Here is a 22,210-nt window from a genome sequence, read left to right as displayed (position 1 = left end):
CTAGCCCTAGCCCTAGCCCTAGCCCTAGCCCTAGCCCTAGCGAGCATGCCTCGACCACCTGCCACCGCTAGCCGGCTCCTCCCACCCCTAGCACTAGCTGCCACCGAAATATCGGTGGCAGCTAGGCGGTATCGGTGGCAGCTGGGGACGAGAGGTAGCAGCTGCGTGAACTATCCGTGGCGACTCCGGCCACGGTCGCCACAAGGAACGCAATATCTGCTTGCTAGAGCAGCACGGCGTCGATCTCGGCCGGATCCAGCTCCGCAAGGGTAGCGGGCGTCCACGCGGGCTGGCGGTCCTTGTCCACGAGCACCGCGCGCACGCCCTCCGCGAAGTCAGGGTGCCGGGTCACGGTCACGGTGAGCGCGAGCTCGCGGTCGAGGCATTCACGCAGCGTGGCGACCGCACCGCGCTCGACAAGGCGGGCGGTGATCCATGCGCTGCGCGGAGATATCGCCTCGAGGGCAGCGAGGGTCTCGCTATGCCACTCGGAGCCACCGGCGGAAAGTCGCTCGATAATGCCGGTGACGGTGGCGGCGGAGAAACACTCCTCCACCTCGTCGAGGATCTCGGCGAGCGGGGCCGGCCCCGGATCGGTCGCAAACTCCGCGACCACCGCGGCGGGATCGCCCGTGCTCGCTGCAAGCGCCTCGGCAAGCTCGCCGAGGCGGGCGCTAGGCACGTGGTGGGTGGCAAGCCCGCAGGCGAGCGCATCGGCAGCACGCACGCGCGCGCCGGTCATGCCGAGATACTTGCCGAGCGCGAGAGCACCATGATTGTTGATCGCCAGCCGCGGCAGGAAGTAGCTAGCACCGATATCGGGAAAGAATCCGATAGCAGTCTCGGGCATGGCCATCAGCGCGTTCTCGGTGACCACGCGGATGCTGCCGTGGATGGACACACCAAGGCCACCACCCATGGCGGCACCGTCGATCAGGGCAATGAACGGCTTGGGATACGTCGCGATGGTCTCGTTGAGGTTGTACTCCTCGCGGAAGAACGCGTGCGCATCGTCGTGCCGGCCTTCGAGCACCGCGGTGCGGATGGCACGGATATCCCCGCCGGCGCAGAACGCGCGCGGGCTGGCGCTGCGAATGATGACCGAGCGGACAGTGTCATCATCCCGCCAGGAATCGAGCGCGCTCTGCAGATCGCGGATCATGCCGAGATCGAGGGCATTGAGGGCCTTGGGCTTGTCGAGCTCAAGGATCCCGGCCGATTGGCTCGTCCGGGCCGTCACTGAGGTGGTGGGCGCATGATCCGGCACGATGTCCTCGTTTCGTTTCCGTATCTGTGGGGTCGGCACCGACGCTACCCCGCCCCGGGAACGGCAGCGACGCAATAGGGTGGTGTGCCATGAGCGAAAATCATCGGGTCGATGTGGCGGATCCCTCGTCGGGCACCTATCTGGGCTTGATCTCGCTCAACCAGGAGGTCTCGACGATCGCCCGCCAGTCCGGGATCCCCCACGGACTGACCGAGCTCCTGAAGATCCGGGTGTCGCAGATCAACGGGTGCGTGCATGCGTTGCAGCATCACTCGGCCGAGGCCGTGGAGGCAGGCGAGGACCGCGATCGCCTAGCGGTGCTGGCACTATGGCGCCGATCGGGAATGTTCACCTCGCTAGAACGGGCGGCGCTGTCGCTGGCCGAGGCGATCACGGAGCTGCCGGATCAGGACGTGCCGGCAAAGGTGGTGCGGGAGGCCCGCATGGTGCTGTCGCATGACCAGTTCGTCGCGGTCTCCTGGATCGCGGTGATGATCAACTCCTGGAATCGCATCTCGATGATCAGCGGGCGCCCCGTCGCGTCGTAGTTCCGCTGGGGCCGGCCTGAGGGTGGCGACCGCTGGGCGGTCCGCGGCGGGTGGCGACCGCTGGGCGGGCCGCGGCAGGTGGCGGGCGCCTCGAGGTGGGCCACGGCGGCAAACGCACCGGAAATCGCCAAACGCGATAGAAACTAGGGCGGATTTTCCGCGGTTTCTATCGCGTTTGCAGCCAACACCCCCGCAGCCAACACCCCCGCGCAGCCAGCCCGCCTACTCGGCGGTGACAAGCCGCTTGGTGCGGGCCCGCGCGGGTATGCGGCCGGGCGGGCAATCCTCCTCGGTGACAGTGAAGTGCCCGAGGTAGAAGAACATGCGCCCGAGCACCGGGTTGCGCACCTCCACCTGGATGCCGTGGCGCTTCTTCTTCGCGTCCCACCATTCGCGCGCCTCTGTGGTGGCGGAAGCGAGCGCGGGCAGGCGCGGCTGGAGCGGCACGAGGAATCGGGGCGGGCCGCTGGTGAGGCGCAGTCCCCCGTCGGCATCGACCCAAACCTGCGTGCGAACAGCCATATCGGGCGCGGCACCGAGATAGTCGATGACGCTCGCCCCGATGCTGCTGGGCACCATCACCGAGTCCATCTTGCTGGTGCGGCGACCGAAGTCGAAGCTGCGGACGTAGGAATAGGTCTCGCGTCCCGCGTCGTCGAGGTAGGCATAGTTCTCGACAGTGAACGGGATGTCGTAGCCGGTGTGGGCGGGCGCGACGCGGCGCGCGCCCAGCATCCAGGCCATGGGCGCGGGGATGGCCAGCGAATGGCTCATCTCCTCCATCACGCCGGTGCCGATCTGGCGGCGATGGTCGGAGGAGGCGAGCGCGAATCGCCACTGCACCTTGGGGTGGAGGCGCTCGAAGCGGGCGCCGAGGGCGTGCTGGATGACCGATGGCATGAGGCAGGTTCCCTTCGTGCGGTTCGCGCTACCGATTCTGCCCCAGGAAGCGGCGCCGGGTCAGGAGCCGAGGTAGAAGCGTCCGCCCTGGGGGTCGCGGCAGTGCGCTGCGACGCCGTACTCGCGGGCCTCGGGCCCGGCGAGGATCTCGCCGCCGTTGCTGGTCACGAGCTCCGAGGCCGCGACAGCATCATCGACGCGCCACATCGGCGTGATGGTGGTGGCCCCGGCCCGGGTGAGACCAGCCATTGGGTGCACGCCAGGCATCTCGTAGCCGCCCCGGTCCTCGCTGCCGTCGAACGTCCAGCCAACTACCTGCTCGTAGAAGAAGCGGGCCCGGTCGGGATCGTCGGTTTCCAGGGTGATGTACGCGGGATCTCCCGGCGCCTCGCCGTTGATGGCGGGCCGGCGCTGCGCGGAATCAGTACCCACCAGCTCGAAGGGAACGCCATCGTAGGTGTGGCACACGGTGGCCTCCACGGCTCCACCGGCGTCGAGGACGCGCTGGCGGGCCGCCTCCACGTCCGGCACGGCATAGGCGCAGCGCAGCACGGTGCGGTGATGGCCGCCCTCGATGCGGACGGGCACGGTGGTGCTGGTGACCGCGAAGCCGTTGCCGTTCCGGGTCGTCTCCCCGCCGAGCACGGCGCCGTAGAACCGTGCCGCGATATCGGCATCGGGGCAGCACAAGGTGAATCCCGCGACATCGCCCTGGTGGAGGATGCCACCAAGGGGGGCGGCGAGCAGCCAGCGATGCCCGAACGGATCGATCAGGGACGCATTGCGCTGGCCGTGGCTCTCGTACGTCCACCGCTCGACCCGGCCGCCGGCCTCGCGGGCGTGCGTCATGACAAGATCGGGGTCGTCGACAGGGATCATCAGGCTCACCGACGCGGTGCCCGTGCGGGGCGCGGTGAGACCCATCTCAGGAAATTCCTCGGCTACATAGATCACGCCGTCGCCGATGGCGAGCTCGGCATGCCCGATGCGGCCATCCTCCATGGTGATGGGCGTTCCCAGGATCTTGGCGTCGAACACCTTGCAGTACCAGGTGAGGGCCTCGCTGGCACCGCTGACGGTCAGGTACGGGACGGCGCCGGGCCGGGGGAAACCGGCGGGCGCGCTGGGCTGCGGGGTGCTCATCAGTAGTGGATCACTTCCCTGCTGCTTGCTTCGTGCTCTTCTTGCTCGCGGCCTTCTTGCCCGCGGACCCATTGGTGGCCGCGGCGGCCCCGCGCATGAGGTCACCGGCAAGATCATGGACATAGCGGAACTGGTCACGCGGGGGTCGCTCATAGTTGTGGGCCACCGGCCGCGGCGGAACCGTCACCGACGGTGGCTCCACATGCTCGTACGGCACCGACTCCAGCAGATGATTGATCACATTGATGCGGGAGTTGCGCTTGTGCTCGCTCTCGACGGTGTGCCAGCGGGCCTCGGGAATGTCGGTTTGCACGAACATCTCGTCCTTCGCCCGCGAGTAGTCCTCCCACCGCACGATCGACTGCAAGTCCATCGGCGAGAGCTTCCACTGCCGCATCGGATCGTTCAGCCGCGAATGGAAGCGCCGCTCCTGCTCCACATCCGACACCGAGAACCAGTACTTGTTGAGGATGATGCCGTCCTCCACGAGCAGCCGCTCGAAGATCGGTACCTGGTGCAGGAACCGCCGATACTCGTCCGTCGTGCAGAAGCCCATCACGCGTTCCACGCCGGCCCGGTTGTACCAGGAGCGGTCCATCAGCACGATCTCCCCCGCCGCGGGCAGGTGCTTGATGTAGCGCTGGAAGTACCATTCGCCGCGCTCCCGCTCCGTAGGCGCGGGCAGGGCCACCACCCGGCAATGGCGGGGGTTCAGGTACTCGGTGATCCGCTTGATCGCCGAGCCCTTGCCGGCCGCGTCACGTCCCTCGAAGATCGCGACGACCCGCGAGCCTGACTCCTGCACCCAATGCTGCATCGACACCAGCTCCGCCTGCAGCCGCTCGAGCTCGCGCTCATACAGCCCCCGGGGCATCTTCTTCTCCCGCACCGGGTGCGCGCCTTCGTGCTTCGCCGACTTCTTACGAGCCATGAACCGAGGCTACTCGCCAGCACCCTCGTCGCGGGGCACGTTCAGCCCCACTCCTCGGCGAGCTCGAGCCATTTCTCCTCGAGCTCGGCGTGCTCGGTCTCGCGGGCGCGCAGCTCGGTGTGCAGCTTCATGGCCCTCTCGGGGTCGGTCGCGGCGTCGGCGAGCTTCTCGTGGAGCGTGGCTTGCTGCTTCTCGAGCTTGGCGATGGCGCGCTCGAGGCGGGAGAGCTCCTTCTGGGCGGCGCGATCAGCTACGCCGTCCCGAGGTGCTTTCGCGGGTTGCGAGCTGGAGGGCTTCTCGCCCGGGCTGCCGGCGGGCGCGGCGGCCTCGCTGATGTCGCGGGCGCGGCGCTCGAGGTATTGCTCGATGCCGCGTGGCAGGTGGGTGAGGTGCCCGTCGCCGAACAGGGCATGCACGGAGTCGCAGATCCGCTCGATGAGGTACCGGTCGTGACTGATGACGACGAGGGTGCCGGGCCAGCTGTCGAGGAGGTCCTCGAGCTGCTGGAGGGTGTCGATGTCGAGGTCGTTGGTGGGCTCGTCGAGCAGCAGCACGTTGGGCTCGGACATGAGGATGCGGGTGAGCTGCAGCCGCCGCCGCTCGCCGCCGGAGAGGTCGACGACGGGCGTCCATTGGCGGGCCGGCGGGAAGCCGAGGCGCTCGGCGAGCTGGGAGGCGGAGAGCTCCTTGTCACCGAGGACGACGCGCTGGCCGACATCCTCGACGGCTTCGAGCACGCGCATGCCGGTGGGCAGGTCATCGAGCTCCTGGCGGAGCCAGCCGAGACGCACGGTGGAGCCCTGGATGCGACGTCCGGAGCTGAGGGTCGCCTCGCCGCCGAGGGCGCGCAGGAGGGTGGTCTTGCCGGAGCCGTTGACACCAACAAGGCCGATGCGCTCACCAGGCGCGAGCCGCCAGGTGACGTGATCGAGCAGGACACGATCGTCCGGGGTGGCGAGGGTGACGTCCTCGAGCTCGATGACGACGTTGCCGAGCCGCTTGCTCGCGAACGCCGAGAGACTCACCGTGTCACGCGGCGGCGGGACGTTCGCGATGAGCGCCTCCGCCGCCTCGACGCGGTAGCGGGGCTTGGAGGTGCGCGCTTGCGGTCCGCGGCGCAGCCAGGCGAGCTCCTTGCGGGCGAGGTTGCGGCGGCGCTCCTCCTGCGTGTCGGCGATGCGGGCGCGCTCGGCGCGCGCGAAGATCCAGTCGTTGTAGCCGCCCTCATAGGTCTCGACCTGTCCGCCGACCACTTCCCAGGTCTCGGTGGCGACTGCGTCGAGGAACCAGCGATCGTGCGTGACGACGACGAGCGCGCAGCGGCGGCCCACGAGGTGCTCGGCGAGCCATTGCACGCCCTCCACATCGAGGTGGTTGGTCGGCTCGTCGAGGATCAGCAGGTCGAGCTCCTGCACGAGCGCTGCGGCGAGAGCAACGCGGCGGCGCTCCCCGCCCGAGAGGGTGTCGACGGGGGTGTCGAGGTGCCGCTGCGCCGCGCGCAGGCCGATGCCGGTGAGGATGCCGCGGATGCGCGCATCGGAGGCCCATTCGTGCTCGGCCATGCCGAGGGGCCCGAAGATGGTCTCGCCGATCGAGATTCCTGGAGGCAGCTCGCTGCGCTGCGTGACCACTGCGATGCGCACGTCGTTGCGGCGGCTCACTCGGCCACTGTCGGCCTCGGCTACCCCGGCGAGGATCTCGAGCAGGGTGGTCTTGCCGCCACCGTTGAGGCCAACAACACCGATGCGCTGGCCCTCGCGAACGCCGAGGGAGACCCCGTCGAGCAGTGGCTTCACCCCGAATGACTTGGTGACGTTCTCCAGGTTGACCAGGTTCGCCACTCAGGCGCCTCCTTCTACGGGATCGAGATCGTCGTCGGTCCGGGGTGGTCCAGGCTCGCGTCGCGGGGGTCGCGGGTGCGGCGCCGTGACGAGCCGGGCGCCGGGCACGGGGCCAGTGGCGGTGCGCACGGTGCGGCACACCCCGGTCGAGGAGACCTCGACACTGACATTGATGGCATCGTCCTCGTCCGCGCAGAGGAAAGCACAGGTGGGGCCGGAGCCGGACACGATGGCGGCGAGGGCGCCGGCGTCCGTTCCCGCGCGCAGGGTGCGGCGCAGGGCGGGCATCAGGGTCACCGCCGCGGCCTGAAGGTCATTGCCGAGCAGGGGCGCGAGCTGCCGAGCATCGCCCGCCGCGAGGGCGTGCATGAGATCGTCGGCGGCACCGATGCGGGGCGGGGCTCCGACAGCGCGCAACCGGTCGAGCTCCCGGTACACCGCGGGCGTGCTCAGTCCGCCCTTCGCGAACGCGAGCACCCAGTGGTAGGTGTTGCGCGACAACACCGGCAGCAGTTGCTCCCCCCGGCCCACGCCCACGCTGGTGCCGCCGCTCAGCGAGAACGGCACGTCGCTGCCGAGCCGCGCGGCAAGCTCGAGCAGCTCGGACCGGGAAAGCTCCAGCTGCCACAGCTCATTGAGGGCAACGAGGGTAGCGGCGGCATCCGCGCTGCCACCTGCAAGACCACCAGCGACAGGGATCCCCTTGGTGATGGCGATGCTGGCGCGCGGGCCACGCTTGCCATGCCCGGCCTTCTCCGCCATGAGCTCCGCGGCCTGCCATACGAGGTTGGTCGAGCCGAGGGGCACATCATCGGCGCCCTCGCCGCGCACCGAGATGGCGATCGAGTCGGCGGCGCGGACGGTGATCTCATCGTGCAGCGACAGCGCCTGATAGACCGTGGTGAGCTCGTGGTAGCCATCCTTGCGCAGGGCGCCCACCGCGAGGTGGAGGTTCACCTTCGCGGGGGCGCGGGCAACGAGGGGGGCGTCAACGACATGAAGCACGGTGCAACAGCCTAGTCGGCGCTCGGTGGCGCGTCGCGCCCCGGATCGCGCGGGGGCGTGGCTCCCGCGGCAGCGACGGAGGCAATGCGGACGAATTCGGCGATGCCGAGCTTCTCGCCACGCTCCGAGGGCTCGATCCCGGCGCTGCGCAGGATGCGCTCGGCCTCCTGCGCGCTGCCGGCCCAGCCAGCGAGGGCGGAGCGCAGGGTCTTGCGGCGCTGCGCGAACGCGGCATCGATGAGGGTGAATACGGCGCGACGCTGGGCGGGCTCCATCGACCAGGGCGGGGCCGCGTGGCGGGTGATGCGCACGAGGCCGGAGTCGACGTTGGGCGCGGGCCAGAACACTGCCCTCCCGACGGATCCGGCGCGTCGCACCTCGCCGTAGTAGGCGGCCTTCGCGCTCGGCACCCCGTAGGTGCGGCTGCCCGGGGGCGCGGCGAGCCGGTCGGCGACCTCCGCCTGCACCATCACGAGGACTGTCTGCACGCTGGGCAGCTCGGCGAGCAGGTGCAGGATCACGGGGACAGCAACGTTGTAGGGCAGGTTCGCGACGATCGCCGCGGGATCCCGGCTGCCCTCGGGCAGGTCATCGCGCCGCACGCGCAGCGCATCGGCCTGCACCACCGCGAGCCGATCGACGTGGCTGGGGGCGCGGGCAGCAAGCGTCTCAGGGAGCTGCTCGGCGAGCGCGGGGTCGATCTCGACGGCCACCACCGGATGCCCGGCCGCGATGAGGGCGAGGGTCAGCGAGCCGAGCCCAGGCCCCACCTCGAGGACGGTCTCGCCCGGGGCGACCGCCGCGCTGGTGACGATGCGCCGGACCGTGTTGGCGTCGTGGACGAAGTTCTGGCCCCACTGCTTGGTGGGCCGGAGCCCGAGCTGCTCGGCAAGGACGCGGATATCGGCTGGCCCGAGAAGGTTCACAGCACGCGAGAACCCCGAACCGGTGGGCTCGGGGTTCTCGTGCTGGTGCGTGGTGTTCAGTGCGGCCTCATCGTGCGGTCAGGCGGCTGCGGGCCGCGAGGACATTCCGGGCTGGTGGGCCCGGGCTGGGATCAGCGCAGTCCCAGCTTGGAGGTGCAGGCGGGCCATGCGCCCCAGCCCTGGGTCGCGCGGACCTTCTCGGCCGTCGCGATCTGCTGCTCGCGGGTAGCGAGGTCAGCGCGGGGAGCGTACTGGGTGCCGCCGTGCGCCTCCCAGGTGCCCTGGTTGAACTGCAGGCCGCCATAGTAGCCGTTGCCGGTGTTGATGGACCAGTTGCCGTTGGACTCGCACTGCGCGAGGGCGTCCCAGGTGCCGCCGTTGCTGCCCGCGGGGGCGGCCGGGCGGGGCTTGGTGCCCTTGCGGACGACGGTGGGCTGCGCCTCGGCGCTGATGTCGGTGGCGACGCGGGTGCGGCCCGACTCGCCGTCGCTGTTGTGCACGACCATATAGGTGTTGGTGGCGCGGCCCGGGGTGCCGGCGACCTCGATGCGGCTCTCGCCCTCGATCATCGACGGATCCTCGATGATCTCCTCGGTCGGCGCGACATCCTCTTCGATGGTCTCGCGGACCAGGCGGAGGCGATCGACGGTGATCTCCATGCCCTCGGTGACGACGGTGCGCTGGGGCGGGGTGACGGCGTCGAAGCCATCGAGCGGGGCACCGACCTCGGCGAGGACGTCCTCGACGGCCATGCCGGTGGTGACGTGGTCGAAGGTGTTGGCGCCATCGGTGATGGTGACGGGCTTCGGGGTGGTCACGGCGAGCTCGAGGCCGTCGATCGGGAGGCGCGCGGAGCGCGACGCGGAGACGCTGACCTCGCGGTTGGCGAGGCCGAGCTGGGCGAGGGCTTCCTCGACGGTCTGGGCGGTGGTCCAGACCTCGCGGATCTCGCCGTCGATGTTGAGGGTGAGCAGCTTCGCCTTCTGGAGCGTGATGGTGGCGCCGCTCTCGATGTCGGTGCTCGGTGCGGGAACAACGATGTCGTGCTCGGTCAGGTCGAAGCCTGCTGCCGAGAGCGCGCCCTCTACATCACCGCTGAACGTGCTGACGGTGGTGGTCTCGCCGTCGACCTCGATGGTGACGTCCTTCTGCACGGCCATCGCGGTGCCGGTTCCGGCAACCATGGTGAGCAGGAGGCCACCGGCGACGATCTGGACCTTCTTGGACTTCGGGCTGAGGGCGGTGAGCGTGGTGGAGCGCGACATTGTGTTCCTGACCTTTGTTTGTCCGGGTGTCCGAGCAAGAGATGAGGGGGTGGTGCGAGCGCCGTTGCTCTCCCCTGTCGGGCATCTCCATCCCGGCTTTTCGATAACAGAACCGTAACGAGCCCGTGCTAGCTGGAGCAAGCGTTTTGCCCGGAATGAGACGTGACCCACAGTGCTAAACAGACCTGATTTGCTGTGGTGAAGATGGGATGGCAGGGGTGGTCCTTGGCGGATATTGCGCCACTGAGCAGGCGCTTTGCGCACCTGTTCATCGCGCCCAGCGGCGCGAGCGGGCACCATGAGCCCCACACGTCACGTGCTTGCTGCTGTGATCGGGGCCACCACATTGCAAGCAGCAGCAAACGCTATCAATCACGCTTCGGTAACAGCAGGCGTTACCAACGGGGCTGCGAGGGGGTTCCGGGTGGGGGCTTGGCGTGGCGCTTCCCTGCACGTTCGACGGCAGGACGGCCGCGCCTGGGGCTGCACTGGGGCAGCCCTGGGGCTGCCCTGGGGCTGCACCTGCCACCTCTCGCCGGTTCCACCCACCTCTCGCCGGTTCCAGCCACCTCTCGCCGGTTCCTGCCACCTCTGGCCGGTTCCTGCCACCTCTCGCCGGTTCCTGCCACCTCTCGCCGGTTCCTGCCACCTCTCGCCGGTTCCTGCCACCCATATAACGGTGGGAGCTGCGCCAGATCGGTGGGAGCCGCGAGCGATGGGTGGGAGCTGCGGTCCAGTAGGGCGGCCGCAGAGCAGGCGCGCGAGCGCAGTAGGGCAGCCGCGAGCGCAGTAGGGCAGCCGCTGGCCGCCCCGGAGCGGCCGCGGGGCGGCAAAAGCACTGGAAACCGTCAAACGCGATAGAAGCGGACCTGCATCTCCTGCAGCTTCTATCGCGTTTGCGACCGACCGTGCGTAACGGAGGCGGGGGTGGTCAGTTTAAGCCCGCGACCGGCGGGCCGCGGACCCTACAGCCGGTAGACGCGCCGCGCGGTGGCGGTGGTCCCGGCCGCGACGGCCTCAGCGTCCTCGCCGCGCAGCTCGGAGAGCGCCCGCACGGTATAGGGCAGGCAGTAGGACTGGTTGGGCGCCCCGCGGTAGGGATGCGGCGTCAGGTAGGGCGCGTCGGTTTCCACCATCATCTGCTCGTGCGGGATGAGGCGGGCAGCCTCGTGCAGCTCGCGGGCATTCCGGAAGCTGACGGTGCCCGACAGGCTGAGGATCCAGCCGTTATCGAGGCAGGTGCGCGCCATGGCGGGCCCGGAGGAGAAGCAGTGGAAGATGACGGTGTCGGGCGGTCCCTCGGAGAGCAGGACGCGCACGAGGTCATCGTCGGCCTCGCGGTTGTGCAGCATCAGCGGCTTGCCGATGCGCTTGGCGAGGTCGATGTGCCAGCGGAAGGCATCCTCCTGCTCGGCGCGGGTGGCGCAACCGTCGAGCTTGCCGGGCCAGTACCAATCGAGGCCGGTCTCCCCCACCGCGACCGTGCGCTCGTCGCGGGAGAGAGCCTCGATGCGTTCGCGGGCGTGCTCGTCGAGCGCGTTGGCACGGGTGGGGTGCAGCGCGACGGCAGCGTGCACGCGCTCGTCCCAGTGGGCGAAGCGAACGGCGTTCTCGGCTGCGTCGAGGTCATCGGCGACGGTGACGATGGTTCCCACTCCGGCGCTGTCGGCGCGGTCCACGATGGCATGCAGCGTGTCCTCGTCGTGGGCGCCGCAGGCGTCGAGGTGGGTGTGCGCGTCGACGATCGGGGCAAGCCGCTCGGGAAGCGGTGGTGCTTCGCGCTTGCTTGATCCCATCAGTGCCTCACTTCTTGATCGGTGCCCACTCCGGGCCGGTCTCGCCGATCTCGGGGTCGAGCTTGGCGAACAGGGGCTTCGGCTTGCTCAGTGGCGTTCCCGGCGTGATGCTGGTGCGCTCCCACCGGGCCTTCTCGTTCGCGTAGTCACCCATGAGCACGGGGTAGCCGCGTCCCTCCTCGGGAAGGTTGGCGCCGACGGGCGCGGTGCGGGCGGTGTTGTCCTCCACCTCGTGGACCTCGGGCTGGGCCGCCCACACGCCGGTGCCGCCGAGCTGCTCGTGGACCTGCTGCGAGGCGTGCGGCAGGAAGGGGGTGAGCAGCGCGTTGGCGTCGGAGACGACCTGCAGCGAGGTGTGCAGGACAGTGGCGAGGCGGTCGCGCTGGTCGGGGTCCTTGGCGAGCTTCCAGGGCTCGAGCGCGGAGATGTAGCGGTTAGCGGCGGTGACGACGCGCATGCCCTCGGTAGCGGCGGCGCGGAAGCGGCTGCGGCGCAGGTGGGCCCCGGCGGTCTCGAACGCGGCCTCGGCGGTGCGCAGCAGCTCGACGTCGGCGTCGGTGAGGGTCGCGGGGCGGGGGATCTCGCCGAAGTTCTTCTGCGCCATGGAAACGGAGCGATTGACGAGGTTGCCCCATTCGTTGGCGAGCTCGAAGTTGGTGCGGCGGATGAACTCGTCCCAGGTGAAGTCGGTGTCCTGGGATTCCGGACCGGCCACGGAGATGAAGTAGCGGAGCGCGTCGGGGCCGAAGTCGCGCAGGAAGTCACGGACGTAGATGACGGTGCCGCGGCTGGTGGAGAACTTGGAGCCGCTCATGGTGAGGAACTCGCTGGAGACGACCTCGGTGGGCAGGTTGAGCTCGCCAAACATGCCAGGCTGGCCGCCGCGATCCCCGGCGCCACGGTATCCGAGCAGCTCGGAGGGCCAGATCTGCGAGTGGAAGGTGATGTTGTCCTTGCCCATGAAGTAGTAGGACACGGCCTCGGGGTCGGTCCACCATTGGCGCCACGCGTCGGGGTTGCCGGTGCGCACGGCCCACTCGATGCTCGCGGACAAGTAGCCGATGACAGCGTCGAACCACACGTAGAGCTTCTTGTCGGGACGGTCCTGCCAGCCCTCCAGCGGGATGGGAACGCCCCAGTCGATATCGCGGCTCATCGCGCGCGGCCGCAGGTTCTCGATGAGGTTGAGGCTGAACCGCAGCACGTTCGGGCGCCATTCGGTGCGGCCCTTCAGCCAGATCTCGAGGGCCCCGGCGAGGGACGGAAGGTCCAGGAAGAAGTGCTCGGTCTCGATGAACTTCGGCGTCTCGCCGTTGAGCTTGGAGCGTGGGTTGATGAGGTCGATCGGGTCGAGCTGGTTGCCGCAGTTGTCGCACTGGTCGCCGCGAGCGCCGTCGTAGCCGCAGATCGGGCAGGTGCCCTCGACGTAGCGGTCGGGCAGCGTGCGCCCGGTGGAGGGGCTGATGGCGCCGGTGGTGGTCTTGGGGACGAGGTAGCCGTTCTTGTGCAGGGTGCGGAACAGCTCCTGCACCACCGCGTAGTGGTTGCGGGTCGTGGTGCGGGTGAACAGGTCGTAGCTCAGCCCCAGCCCGGCGAGGTCGTCGACGATGACCCGGTTGTAGCGGTCCGCCAGCTCCTGCGGCGTGGTGCCCTCCTGCTCCGCCTGCACGAGGATGGGGGTGCCGTGCTCGTCGGTGCCCGAGATCATCAGCACGTCGTTGCCGGCCATTCGCTGATAGCGGGCGAACACGTCCGAAGGGACGCCAAAGCCGGAAACGTGGCCAATGTGGCGGGGACCGTTGGTGTAGGGCCACGCAACCGCCGTGAGCACTCGGGTAGACATGCCCCAAGCCTATTAGGTCGTGCAGGGGGATTCCCAACCGCGGTGCCCGGGCACGGCGCCTGGCTGGTTAACCTTTGGTGTCGCGGCTGCGTCGCTCCCACACCTCCTCGGCGGATCCAGGCATACTGCACTGCCATGGGGACGACCTCGGAGGACAACGGCAGCCCGGCCCAGCGCGGACCAGGCCAGCGCGGCACCGGCCAGCACGATCAGGGTCAGCGCTATCAGGGGCAGCGCGGACCAGGGCTGGGCGACTCCGCGCTGGGTGGGCTGGGCGCGCGCCTGCGCTTCCCCTCCTGGGCAACGAAGCGCGCCGGCCAGTCCCAGGATCCTGCCGCGCCCCGCGACCGGGGCAGCGCACGGGACCGCGACGTCGAGGAGCAGTGGAGCTGGCCCGGTGGCGTCGTGCGCCCCGGGACCGACGCGCACACGCTGGTCATGGAGATGATCCTCGATGGAGCCCACTCCAGCGTCGGCAGCCGCCGATCGCGCGCGCACGCAACCAGCATCGCGGACCGCCTCGCCGCCATCGATGCTGGTCGCGAGCCATGGCTGGCCACGCGCGTAGCGTCCGAGCTGCTGCTCGCCGCGATGGACTCGCTGTACGAGCATGGGTGGCAGCCTCTCGACGTCGTGCACGTGGTGCGCCGGTCGCATGCCACGCCAGTGCTCGAGCTCGCGGTCGCGACGGTGACGCATCAAGCAGTGCTCGCGAACGCCGAGAACCGCGCCCCGCTGCCGTGGGTGGATCAATTGCGCGAGGTCGAGCAGTCATTTCCCCGCCTCGCCGGGACGATGCGCCGCGCTGCCGTGCACAATCCGGCTGGCCGCCCGTTCCTGCTGATGATCGACTATCCGCAGGTGCTGCACACGGATTGGCAGTCGGTGCTCGCGCTGCTCGGCCAATGGCATGACCTGCCGGTGTGGCCCGTGGTGTGCGCGACGCCCTCGCAGTGGCCGGAGCGGCGCATCGACACCGACTCAGGGGCGCCCACGGTGGAACCGCGCGTGCTCAACCGGGTGCGGGGCCTGCTCGCCAAGGCAGAGGCGACGACCTACCAGGGCGAGGCCGAGGCTGTCACCGCCAAAGCGCAGGAACTGATGACCCGCTACGCGATCGATGCCGCGATCCTCAGCGCGACAGTTGACCGCACGGACGTGGTGACACGACGCGTCCATATCGAGAATCCCTACACCAAGTCGAAGGTGCATCTGCTGCACGAGATCGCGCTCGCGAACCGGGTGCGCGTGGTGTGGGATGCCGAGTACTCGGTGGCCACCGCCGTGGGAACGCCCGTGGACCTGCGGCAGGTCGGGTTGCTCTACGAATCGACGCTCGTGCAGGCCACGCAGTCGATGACCGCGATCGGTGAGTCGAGCAAGGATCCAGCGACCCGCTCGGCGAGCTTCCGGCGGGCCTTCCTGTTCGCCTACGCGGTGCGCGTGGGTCAACGATTGCAGCAGGTGGGCGAGCACACCATGGCCGAGGAGGCGCGCCGGAAGCGCCAGGACGGCAGGGACCTGCTGCCGATCCTCGCGGCGCAGGACGCCGCCGTCAACGCCGAGTTCGAGCGCTTGTTCCCGCAGACCGAGAAGCAGACCGCCGCGCCGATGGACGCCCGCGGCTGGATCGCCGGAAAGGTCGCTGCCGATCAGGCCGTGCTCGCTCCTGCCGGGGCGAGCCTCGAGGCGTGACGGTCGGCCTAGCGTAGGCCGCTGCCGGGCAAGCGTGCGACTCTGTAGGGCGTGCGATACGAACGGTTGGGCGCGGGCAACCCGGCGGCCGAGGTGCTGCGCGCCCTAGCCCGCAGCGCGCGATCCCGGGGGCTCGATGCGCCCGCGGCCCTGACGGGCGACTGGTTCGGCTCGCGCGCGATCATCGCGCCCTCGGTCGAGATCGCTCCGTGCGACGAGGGCGGGCAGCCGTTCGGGACGGAGGCCGCGTCGCTCCCTCCACCGGCGGGCGCACCGACGGCATTCTTCGGCGGGGGCTGGTTCGCCTACCTCTCCTACCCCGATGGCACAGTCGATGGGCGCTCGGGCCCGCTGCCCCCCATCGCCTCCGGATACGCGCCGACGGTGCTGCGCCTCGATGAGGACGACTGCTGGTGGTTCGAATCGCTCACCGGCGCGTCCTGCCCCGGCTGGGTGCGCGATGCCGTGCACGGGTCCGCCCCAGAGGCCGCGCGATGGTCGTGCGAGTGGCTTCCGCCCGACCGCGCGGCGCACAAGCACGGCGTGGAATCCTGTCTCGAGGCGATCCGCGACGGCGAGGTCTATCAGGCGTGCGTATGCGGCTTCTTCCAGGGCCGCTTCGTCGGCGAGCCCGTGGACTTCTTCGCCGATGGCATCACCGCTACCCGGCCCGCGCGCGCCGCGTTCCTCACCGGCGCCTGGGGCGCGGTCGCCTCGCTATCGCCGGAACTGTTCCTCTCCCGGCACGGCGGCATCGTCGAATCGAGCCCCATCAAGGGCACCCTGCCCATCACGGTTGATCCGCGGCTGCTGCGCGAATCGGTCAAGGACGTGGCGGAGAACGTGATGATCGTCGATCTCGTCCGCAATGATCTCGGTCGCCTCGCCCGCCCCGGCTCGGTGACGGTCACCGAGCTGCTGCGCATCCATCCCGCGCCCGGGGTGTGGCACCTGGTCTCCACGGTGCGTGCGGGCATCGATCCCGGTGTGCCAGTGGCGGACCTGCTCGGGGCGACGTTCCCGCCCGCGTCGGTGACGGGGACGCCGAAGCTGCGCGCCCGTCGATTCCTCCAGTCGTGGGAACCCGAGCCGCGCGGGGTGTATTGCGGCACCATCGGCGCCCGCTCCCCCGTCGCCGGGCTGGAGCTGAACGTCGCGATCCGCACTGTCGAGCTCGGGCCAGCGACTGGCACCGCGCGCGCCTGCCGCCTCGGTGTGGGCGGCGGCATCACCATCGACTCCCGCGCGGAGACCGAATGGCACGAGTGCCTCGCCAAAGCGGCCACCATCGTTGGGCTCCGCGCGAGCGGCTAGCTCTGGCTGGACCCCGCCCCTGCTCTGTCCCGCGAGTGTGCCCCCTGCCCCGCGAGTGTGCTCCCCTGCCCCGCGAGTGTGCGAAAAACGACAGGTTTCGCGCTCCGAGCTGACGTTCTTCGCACTATCACGGTACCGGTGGGGCGAAAGTGGCGCGCGGGGCGAGAGGGACGCGCCTCGCCAGCCGAGCAGTTACTCGTCGCGGCGCTTGAGGTATTCCTGGTAGAGGTCGCGCTTGGACACCCCGGCGCGCTCGGCGATGACAGCGCAGGCTTCCTTGAGCCGGCTGCCCGCCTCGACGAGCCGCTCGACGTCGCGGACGTGGTCGATCGCTTCCTCGGTGGTGGTGGCTGCCCCTGCCAGGACAACAGTGATCTCGCCGCGCACGTTTCCGGTCGCCCATTCAGCGAGCTCGGCGAGGGTGCCGCGGATGACTTCCTCGTAGGTCTTGGTGAGCTCGCGGCAGATCGCGGCGCGGCGCTCGCCCCCGAGGACGTCAGCCGCATCGGCAAGGGAGTCGGCGAGCCGGTGGGGTGCCTCGAAGAACACGCAGGCGCGGGCCTCGTGGCGGAGGGTCTCGAAATAGGCGCGGCGTGGCCCGGGCTTGCGGGGCGGGAAGCCGTCAAAGCAGAACCTGTCGACGGGCAGGCCCGAGAGCGCGAGGGCAGTGGTGACGGCGGACGGGCCGGGCAAGCACGTCACGGGGAGGCTGTGCTCGGCGCAGGCCGCGACCAGGCGGAAGCCGGGGTCGCTGACCGAAGGCATGCCAGCGTCGGTGATGAGCAGGACTATGGCGCCGTCGGTGATGTCGCGGACGAGTTGCTCGATGCGGCTGTGCTCGTTGTGGTCGTAGAAGCTCAGGATGCGTCCGGTGATGGTGACTCCGAGCGAGCTCGCGAGCTGCCGGGCCCGGCGCGTGTCCTCGGCGGCGATGATGCCAGCCGTGCCGAGCGCCTCGATGAGGCGGGGCGAGGCGTCGCGAACGTCGCCGAGGGGGGTTGCCGCGAGCACCAACTGACCTGTCATGGTGGTACAGCCTACGATCGTGGGGTGACGGTTCTCGAACTCGCGCGTCGATCCGGGGTGCGCCGGTCCCAGCGCGATGGTTCCCCGGCGCACGCGGGACCGCCGCGGCATTCAGTTCCTGATCGCTCGGTGCGGGGGGATTCGCCGGGGCCGGTGGATCCGGTCGAGGTGCCGATGCCCGCTGATCGGCTGCGCGGCTGGATGGTGGCGCTGTTCCTCGCGGTGCTGGCGGCGATCACGCGGTTCGCGCGGCTGGGCACGCCGACCGATGGCGGCATGCCGGTCTTCGATGAGAAGCATTATGTGACCCAGGCCTGGCAGATGCTGCGTGGCGGCTGGGTGGAGGAGAACCCGGCGTACGGGCTGGTGGTGCACCCTCCGCTGGGCAAGCAGCTGATCGCGCTGGGCGAGGCGATGCTGGGCTACTCGGCGCTGGGCTGGCGGTTCTCGGCGGCGGCGGCCGGAGTGGTGCTGGTAGTGCTGGTGACGCGCATCGCGCGGCGGCTGGCCCGGTCCACGCTGGTGGGCGCCATCGCGGGACTGCTGGTCCTGGTGGACGGGCTGACGTTCGTGACCTCGCGGATGGGGATGCTCGACATCTTCCTCGTGGTGCTGGTGGTCGCGGCGTTCGGCTGCCTGGTCATCGACCGCGATGACGTGCGCTCGCGGTTCGCCCGAGCCTACGAGGAGGGCCGGATCGGCGCGTCCGCGCTGGGTCCGCGAATGGGCGTGCGCTGGTGGCGGTTCGCGGCCGGGGTGCTGCTGGGGCTGGCGGTGGCGACCAAGTGGTCCGGGCTGTACTTCATCGCGTTCTTCGGGGTGATGAGCGTGGCGCTCGACCTCGCGGCGCGCTATCGGTACCGGGTGCGGCGGCCGCTCCGGGGGACGCTGGCGCGGGATATGGCTCCCGCGTTGTGGGCGCTGCTCGTCGTGCCTGCCGGGGTGTATCTCGGGAGCTACTGGGCGTGGTTCGCGAGCGAGACCGGCGTGGACCGGCATGCGGTGGGCCGGGATGTGGGAACGGGCGGAGCGTGGTCGTTCCTGCCGGACGCCGTACGCTCGTTGTGGCACAACCATGCCAACATCCTGGAGTTCCATGCTGGGCTGACGAACTCGGCGGGCCATGTGCATCCGTGGGAGTCGAAGCCGTGGACGTGGCCGATGGGGCTGCGCCCGATGCTGTACTACTTCGTGGACGGCCCAGAGATCTCTGGGTGCGGCGCGGCGTCGTGCGTGCGCGCGGTGATGCTGCTGGGCACACCGGCGCTGTGGTGGGCGGCGCTGCCGGTGATCGCCTGGTCGGCGTGGCGGATCGTCGCGCACCGGGATGGCCGGCATGCGCTGGTGCTGACGGGGTACCTGGCGGGCTTCCTGCCGTGGTTCGTGAACCTGGACCGGCAGATGTACTACTTCTATGCCGCTCCCATGGCGCCATTCCTGGTGATGATGGTGGCGCTAACGCTGGGTGACCTGCTTCGGGCGTCGGCGCGGTCGGAGGAGCGGCGCGTGCTGGCCAGGCTGGTGGTGTGCTGCTACCTGGCGCTGGTCATCGTGAACTTCGCGTGGCTGTACCCGATCCTGACCGCGGTGCCGATCAGCGAGGAATTCTGGCAGTGGCAGTTGTGGCTGCCGAGCTGGCGGTGATCGCCCGGGGCCGGTGATTCCCCCGATCCCCCGGCATCGTTGCGATTCGGGCTTGTCGGCCCCTGGTGGTAGACAAGGTGTCGACTATTGCCCGGATTGACTCGACAACGATGCAAAGGGTGGGTGGATGAAGCGCGCAGACCTCGCGTTCGCCGTGGACAAGAAGCTCCGTGGAGTGGTGAGCACCAAGGTGCGGATCGCGATCGTGCTGCTCGTGATCGTCGGCCTTGGCGTGCTGGTGGTCGTGACGGGAGCGCAGGAACGCTCCGATGACGTCACCGCGTCGATCCCGGAAGGATTCGACCGGTCCGATGTGTCCTGGCATAGCCCGGGGACGCCGGCGACGGACGCGGAGATCGCGCGGTGGGAGGCTGCCCGGGAGGCGCTGGATGAGCTGCCCGTTCGCGGGCGCGCGCCACAGACGGGCTACGACCGGGAGGAGTTCGGCCCGGCATGGACCGACGATGTGGACGTCGAGTTCGGCGGCAATGGCTGCGACACGCGCAATGACATCCTGATCCGCGATTTCCTGGAGGTCACGTTCCGGCCCGGCGAGGAGGGCTGCGTCGTGGGCGAGGGAACGATCCTTGATCCGGTCACGCTGGAGACGATCGAGTTCGTGCGCGGGCCGGAGACGTCCGGCGAGGTGCAGGTCGATCACCTCGTGGCCCTGTCCGACGCGTGGCAGAAGGGCGCGCAGCAGCTGTCGGAGCGGGAGCGGCGGAACTTCGCGAATGATCCGCGGAACCTGCTGGCCGTGGCGGGCTGGGCGAACCAGCAGAAGAGCGACAGCGATGCCTCGGGCTGGTTGCCGCCAAATCGTTCCTACCGGTGCACCTTTGTATCGCAGCAGATCGAGGTGAAGACGATCTATCGGCTGTGGGTCACCGCTGCCGAGCGGGACGCGATGCTCGATGTTTTCGACACCTGCCTGGGCTAGCGGCGCGGCGGGCTAGCGGCGACGGGGCGAGCGGCGCTCGCTCGCAAAAGCACCGGAAAACGCCAAACGCGATAGAACCTGCCCTGGGATCTCGGCAGTTTCTATCGCGTTTGGGGGCGGCGGCGCCCACCGCGCCAGCGGTCACGGCGCCAGTTGGCGCGGCGCCCACCGCGCCAGCGGTCACCGCGCGTCGCAGACCGTTCCAGCGACGGTCAGGCAGGGGTGCGCAGGCCGGGAATGAAGGCGTCCACGCTGATCCGTCCTGCTCCGATGGCGGCGATCATGAGCGAGCCAACGCCCAGGGCGAGGACGAGCTCGTAGCCGCCGTCGGCGACGAAGATGCCGTTCTCCACGTGGACGAGGACGAAGGCCCCGACCATGTTGGCGAAGAGCAGGAGGCCCACCACTGGGGTGAGGGCGCCGATGATCAGCGCGATGCCGCCACCGAGCTCGAGGTAGGTGACGAGGTAGGCGGTGATCTCGGGCAGGGGCGCGTTGATCGAGGCGAAGTATTGCTGCACGCCATCGATGGTCTGGTCGTTGAGCTTCTGCCATCCGTGCGCGGCGAAGATGATGCCGATGCCGATCCGGGCGATGAGTACAGCGATATCGCGATGCCATCCGTGTGCCATGGGGGTTTCCTCCTGGTGGGGTTCGTGCGCGGGGCCACGTTGCCCAGCGGACTCGTGCCGGGCGGGCTCGTGAGTGCACGATAGCGACATTCTAGTTGACTATGCAACTAATTTCGGGTGAATGGCTGGTTGCGGCCGCTGCACCCGCGCCGCCATGCGCCGACGCGGAGCCCGATCCGCTAGTCGTCCGCTGCTCCGCGCTATAGCCTGGTCTACCAGCAAGGAAATCCAGGGGAGGCCGAATGGACCTAGTGTTATGGATTCCTTCCGCGATCCTTGCCGCAGCGTTTCTCCTCAGTGGCGTGACCAAGACTTCCACGCCCTACGATGCCTACCAGGCCAGGCCTCGAGCAGGCTGGGCCCACGACTTCTCCCCCAACGCGGTCCGCGCGATCGGCATCCTCGAGATCCTGGGCGCGCTCGGGCTGGTCCTCCCCCAGGCCACCGGCATCTACCCCCTGATCACCCCGCTCGCCGCGGCCGGCCTCGCGGCTCTGCTCGCGCTCGCCTGCCTGGTGCTGCACCGCCGGGGCGAGCTAGCCCCCGCGCTCCCCTACGTCGGCACGCTTCTTGTCCTGGCGATCGTCGTGGCGATCGGCCGCCTGGTCCTCAACGCTTGAGCCATCGATGCCGCGCAGCGCCGCATCCACGAGGATGCGGATCTCCGCTGCGCCATATCCGAGGCCGGTGAGCTGGGCGACGAACTCGGTCGCCGCGGATTCCGCGCGCCCTCGCACCGGGTCCGCGCCGGGCGCGACGAAAGTCCCGAGCCGGCCATGCGTCTCGATCACGCCCCTGGCCTCGAGCTCGCGGTAGGCCCTGGCCACTGTGTTCGGCGAGATCCGAAGGTCGCCAGCGAGCGCGCGCACGGTCGGCAGCTTGGTCCCCGCGATCAGCGCGCCCTCGCGAACGGCATCGACGACCCCGCATACGATCTGCTCATAGGGCGGCAGGGCCGAGCCGCCATCAATCGAGACCAGCATCCACACGTACCTCGCTCTCCCGGTCCACGCGCCGGGCACACACCAGTATCACGCGCGTGCCCCATATTGGTGGCGAGTCAGCGACAATTTCCCCATGAGCGATGTCACGATCTATCACAACCCCCGATGCTCTACCTCTCGCGCGGTGCTCGCGCTGATCCGGGAGACCGGAACCGAGCCCACGATCGTGAAATACCTGGAGGATCCGCCGTCCCGCGAGGAGCTCGCCGCGCTCATCCGCGATTCCGGGCTCGCGCCCCGCCAGGCCCTGCGCCGCCGCGAGAAGCTGTACAAGGAGCTTGGCCTCGACGATCCTGGCCTGACCGAGGAGGCCGCTCTGGACGCGATGGTGGCCAACCCCGTGCTGATCGAGCGGCCCTTCGTGCGCGCTGCCAGCGGCAGCAGGCTCGCCCGGCCAGCGGAGACGGTGCGCGAGCTGCTGTAGCGAGCAGCCTGGTCGGCGCGCGAGGGCATCGCAGCGCGGTGCTAGCACCACCACGACGCCCTGCGC

At 69.4% G+C, this 22,210-nt stretch carries 20 protein-coding genes; 7 read left to right on the top strand and 13 right to left on the bottom strand.

Translation table 11 applies throughout. The features are described from left to right. Positions 1 to 223: 223 nt before the first annotated feature. Positions 224 to 1,267, bottom strand: coding sequence for an enoyl-CoA hydratase/isomerase family protein (locus HT102_RS06655; RefSeq protein ID WP_333473316.1), 1,044 nt, complete (start codon positions 1,265 to 1,267; stop codon positions 224 to 226). An 89-nt stretch (positions 1,268 to 1,356) separates the two neighbouring features. Between HT102_RS06655 and HT102_RS06650 the strand changes: the two genes are divergently transcribed. After that, complete coding sequence (locus HT102_RS06650) at positions 1,357 to 1,815, top strand: carboxymuconolactone decarboxylase family protein (RefSeq protein ID WP_192038624.1); 459 nt, start codon at positions 1,357 to 1,359, stop codon at positions 1,813 to 1,815. 222 nt (positions 1,816 to 2,037) lie between these two features. Here the strand turns inward: HT102_RS06650 and HT102_RS06645 are convergent, their stop codons facing one another. The 9 genes from HT102_RS06645 to metG form a co-directional block, all read right to left on the bottom strand. Beyond that, positions 2,038 to 2,715 carry a DUF4166 domain-containing protein gene (locus tag HT102_RS06645; RefSeq protein WP_192038623.1) on the bottom strand — a complete coding sequence of 226 codons (678 nt, stop codon included), beginning with the start codon at positions 2,713 to 2,715 and terminating at the stop codon, positions 2,038 to 2,040. Between the two features lie 60 nt (positions 2,716 to 2,775). Continuing rightward, entirely contained in the window at positions 2,776 to 3,858 is a 1,083-nt protein-coding gene (locus HT102_RS06640) for a VOC family protein (RefSeq protein WP_192038622.1), read from the bottom strand. Between the two features lie 10 nt (positions 3,859 to 3,868). Continuing rightward, positions 3,869 to 4,789, bottom strand: coding sequence for a polyphosphate kinase 2 (ppk2, locus tag HT102_RS06635; protein ID WP_192038621.1), 921 nt, complete (start codon positions 4,787 to 4,789; stop codon positions 3,869 to 3,871). 41 nt (positions 4,790 to 4,830) lie between these two features. Beyond that, positions 4,831 to 6,630 carry an ABC-F family ATP-binding cassette domain-containing protein gene (locus tag HT102_RS06630; RefSeq protein ID WP_192038620.1) on the bottom strand — a complete coding sequence of 600 codons (1,800 nt, stop codon included), beginning with the start codon at positions 6,628 to 6,630 and terminating at the stop codon, positions 4,831 to 4,833. Continuing rightward, a complete protein-coding gene (locus HT102_RS06625; protein ID WP_192038619.1) occupies positions 6,631 to 7,635 on the bottom strand; it encodes a 4-(cytidine 5'-diphospho)-2-C-methyl-D-erythritol kinase in 1,005 nt (334 codons plus the stop codon). Positions 7,636 to 7,646: 11 nt separating this feature from the next. Next, complete coding sequence (gene rsmA, locus HT102_RS06620; protein ID WP_192038618.1) at positions 7,647 to 8,561, bottom strand: 16S rRNA (adenine(1518)-N(6)/adenine(1519)-N(6))-dimethyltransferase RsmA; 915 nt, start codon at positions 8,559 to 8,561, stop codon at positions 7,647 to 7,649. A 131-nt stretch (positions 8,562 to 8,692) separates the two neighbouring features. Next, positions 8,693 to 9,826 carry a resuscitation-promoting factor gene (locus tag HT102_RS16145; RefSeq protein ID WP_269902746.1) on the bottom strand — a complete coding sequence of 378 codons (1,134 nt, stop codon included), beginning with the start codon at positions 9,824 to 9,826 and terminating at the stop codon, positions 8,693 to 8,695. Between the two features lie 965 nt (positions 9,827 to 10,791). Then, positions 10,792 to 11,622, bottom strand: coding sequence for a TatD family hydrolase (locus HT102_RS06610; protein WP_192038617.1), 831 nt, complete (start codon positions 11,620 to 11,622; stop codon positions 10,792 to 10,794). A gap of 7 nt (positions 11,623 to 11,629) precedes the next feature. Next, complete coding sequence (metG, locus tag HT102_RS06605) at positions 11,630 to 13,465, bottom strand: methionine--tRNA ligase (RefSeq protein ID WP_192038616.1); 1,836 nt, start codon at positions 13,463 to 13,465, stop codon at positions 11,630 to 11,632. A 135-nt stretch (positions 13,466 to 13,600) separates the two neighbouring features. Between metG and HT102_RS06600 the strand changes: the two genes are divergently transcribed. Next, positions 13,601 to 15,160 carry a DUF2786 domain-containing protein gene (locus HT102_RS06600; protein ID WP_192038615.1) on the top strand — a complete coding sequence of 520 codons (1,560 nt, stop codon included), beginning with the start codon at positions 13,601 to 13,603 and terminating at the stop codon, positions 15,158 to 15,160. 51 nt (positions 15,161 to 15,211) lie between these two features. Next, positions 15,212 to 16,474: an aminodeoxychorismate synthase component I gene (locus HT102_RS06595; protein ID WP_192038614.1), complete on the top strand. Its 1,263-nt coding sequence runs from the start codon at positions 15,212 to 15,214 to the stop codon at positions 16,472 to 16,474. Between the two features lie 192 nt (positions 16,475 to 16,666). On the opposite strand, the gene rsmI is transcribed toward HT102_RS06595, so the two are convergent. After that, positions 16,667 to 17,500 (bottom strand): 16S rRNA (cytidine(1402)-2'-O)-methyltransferase, encoded by an 834-nt coding sequence (gene rsmI / locus HT102_RS06590; RefSeq protein WP_192038613.1) that lies wholly within the window; start codon positions 17,498 to 17,500, stop codon positions 16,667 to 16,669. A gap of 174 nt (positions 17,501 to 17,674) precedes the next feature. Between rsmI and HT102_RS06585 the strand changes: the two genes are divergently transcribed. Together HT102_RS06585 and HT102_RS06580 are read left to right on the top strand one after the other, a co-directional pair. Then, positions 17,675 to 19,144: a dolichyl-phosphate-mannose--protein mannosyltransferase gene (locus tag HT102_RS06585; protein WP_192038824.1), complete on the top strand. Its 1,470-nt coding sequence runs from the start codon at positions 17,675 to 17,677 to the stop codon at positions 19,142 to 19,144. A gap of 127 nt (positions 19,145 to 19,271) precedes the next feature. After that, positions 19,272 to 20,084, top strand: a complete 813-nt coding sequence (locus HT102_RS06580) for an HNH endonuclease family protein (RefSeq protein ID WP_192038612.1) — start codon at positions 19,272 to 19,274, stop codon at positions 20,082 to 20,084. A gap of 212 nt (positions 20,085 to 20,296) precedes the next feature. Here the strand turns inward: HT102_RS06580 and HT102_RS06575 are convergent, their stop codons facing one another. Beyond that, the gene (locus HT102_RS06575) at positions 20,297 to 20,716 is read right to left on the bottom strand and encodes a DoxX family protein (RefSeq protein WP_192038611.1); all 420 of its coding nucleotides are present in this window, start codon (positions 20,714 to 20,716) and stop codon (positions 20,297 to 20,299) included. A 302-nt stretch (positions 20,717 to 21,018) separates the two neighbouring features. Between HT102_RS06575 and HT102_RS06570 the strand changes: the two genes are divergently transcribed. Next, entirely contained in the window at positions 21,019 to 21,336 is a 318-nt protein-coding gene (locus HT102_RS06570) for a DoxX family protein (protein WP_333473315.1), read from the top strand. Here the strand turns inward: HT102_RS06570 and HT102_RS06565 are convergent. Next, complete coding sequence (locus HT102_RS06565) at positions 21,253 to 21,699, bottom strand: GntR family transcriptional regulator (protein WP_192038609.1); 447 nt, start codon at positions 21,697 to 21,699, stop codon at positions 21,253 to 21,255. The genes HT102_RS06570 and HT102_RS06565 overlap by 84 nt on opposite strands. Positions 21,700 to 21,793: 94 nt before the next feature. Between HT102_RS06565 and arsC the strand changes: the two genes are divergently transcribed. Continuing rightward, positions 21,794 to 22,144 carry an arsenate reductase (glutaredoxin) gene (gene arsC, locus HT102_RS06560; RefSeq protein ID WP_192038608.1) on the top strand — a complete coding sequence of 117 codons (351 nt, stop codon included), beginning with the start codon at positions 21,794 to 21,796 and terminating at the stop codon, positions 22,142 to 22,144. Positions 22,145 to 22,210: the final 66 nt, after the last annotated feature.

The organism is Lolliginicoccus lacisalsi, from assembly GCF_014841105.1.
Lineage (GTDB): Bacteria > Actinomycetota > Actinomycetes > Mycobacteriales > Mycobacteriaceae > Lolliginicoccus > Lolliginicoccus lacisalsi.
This window is presented reverse-complemented; position numbering and strand designations above follow the sequence as displayed.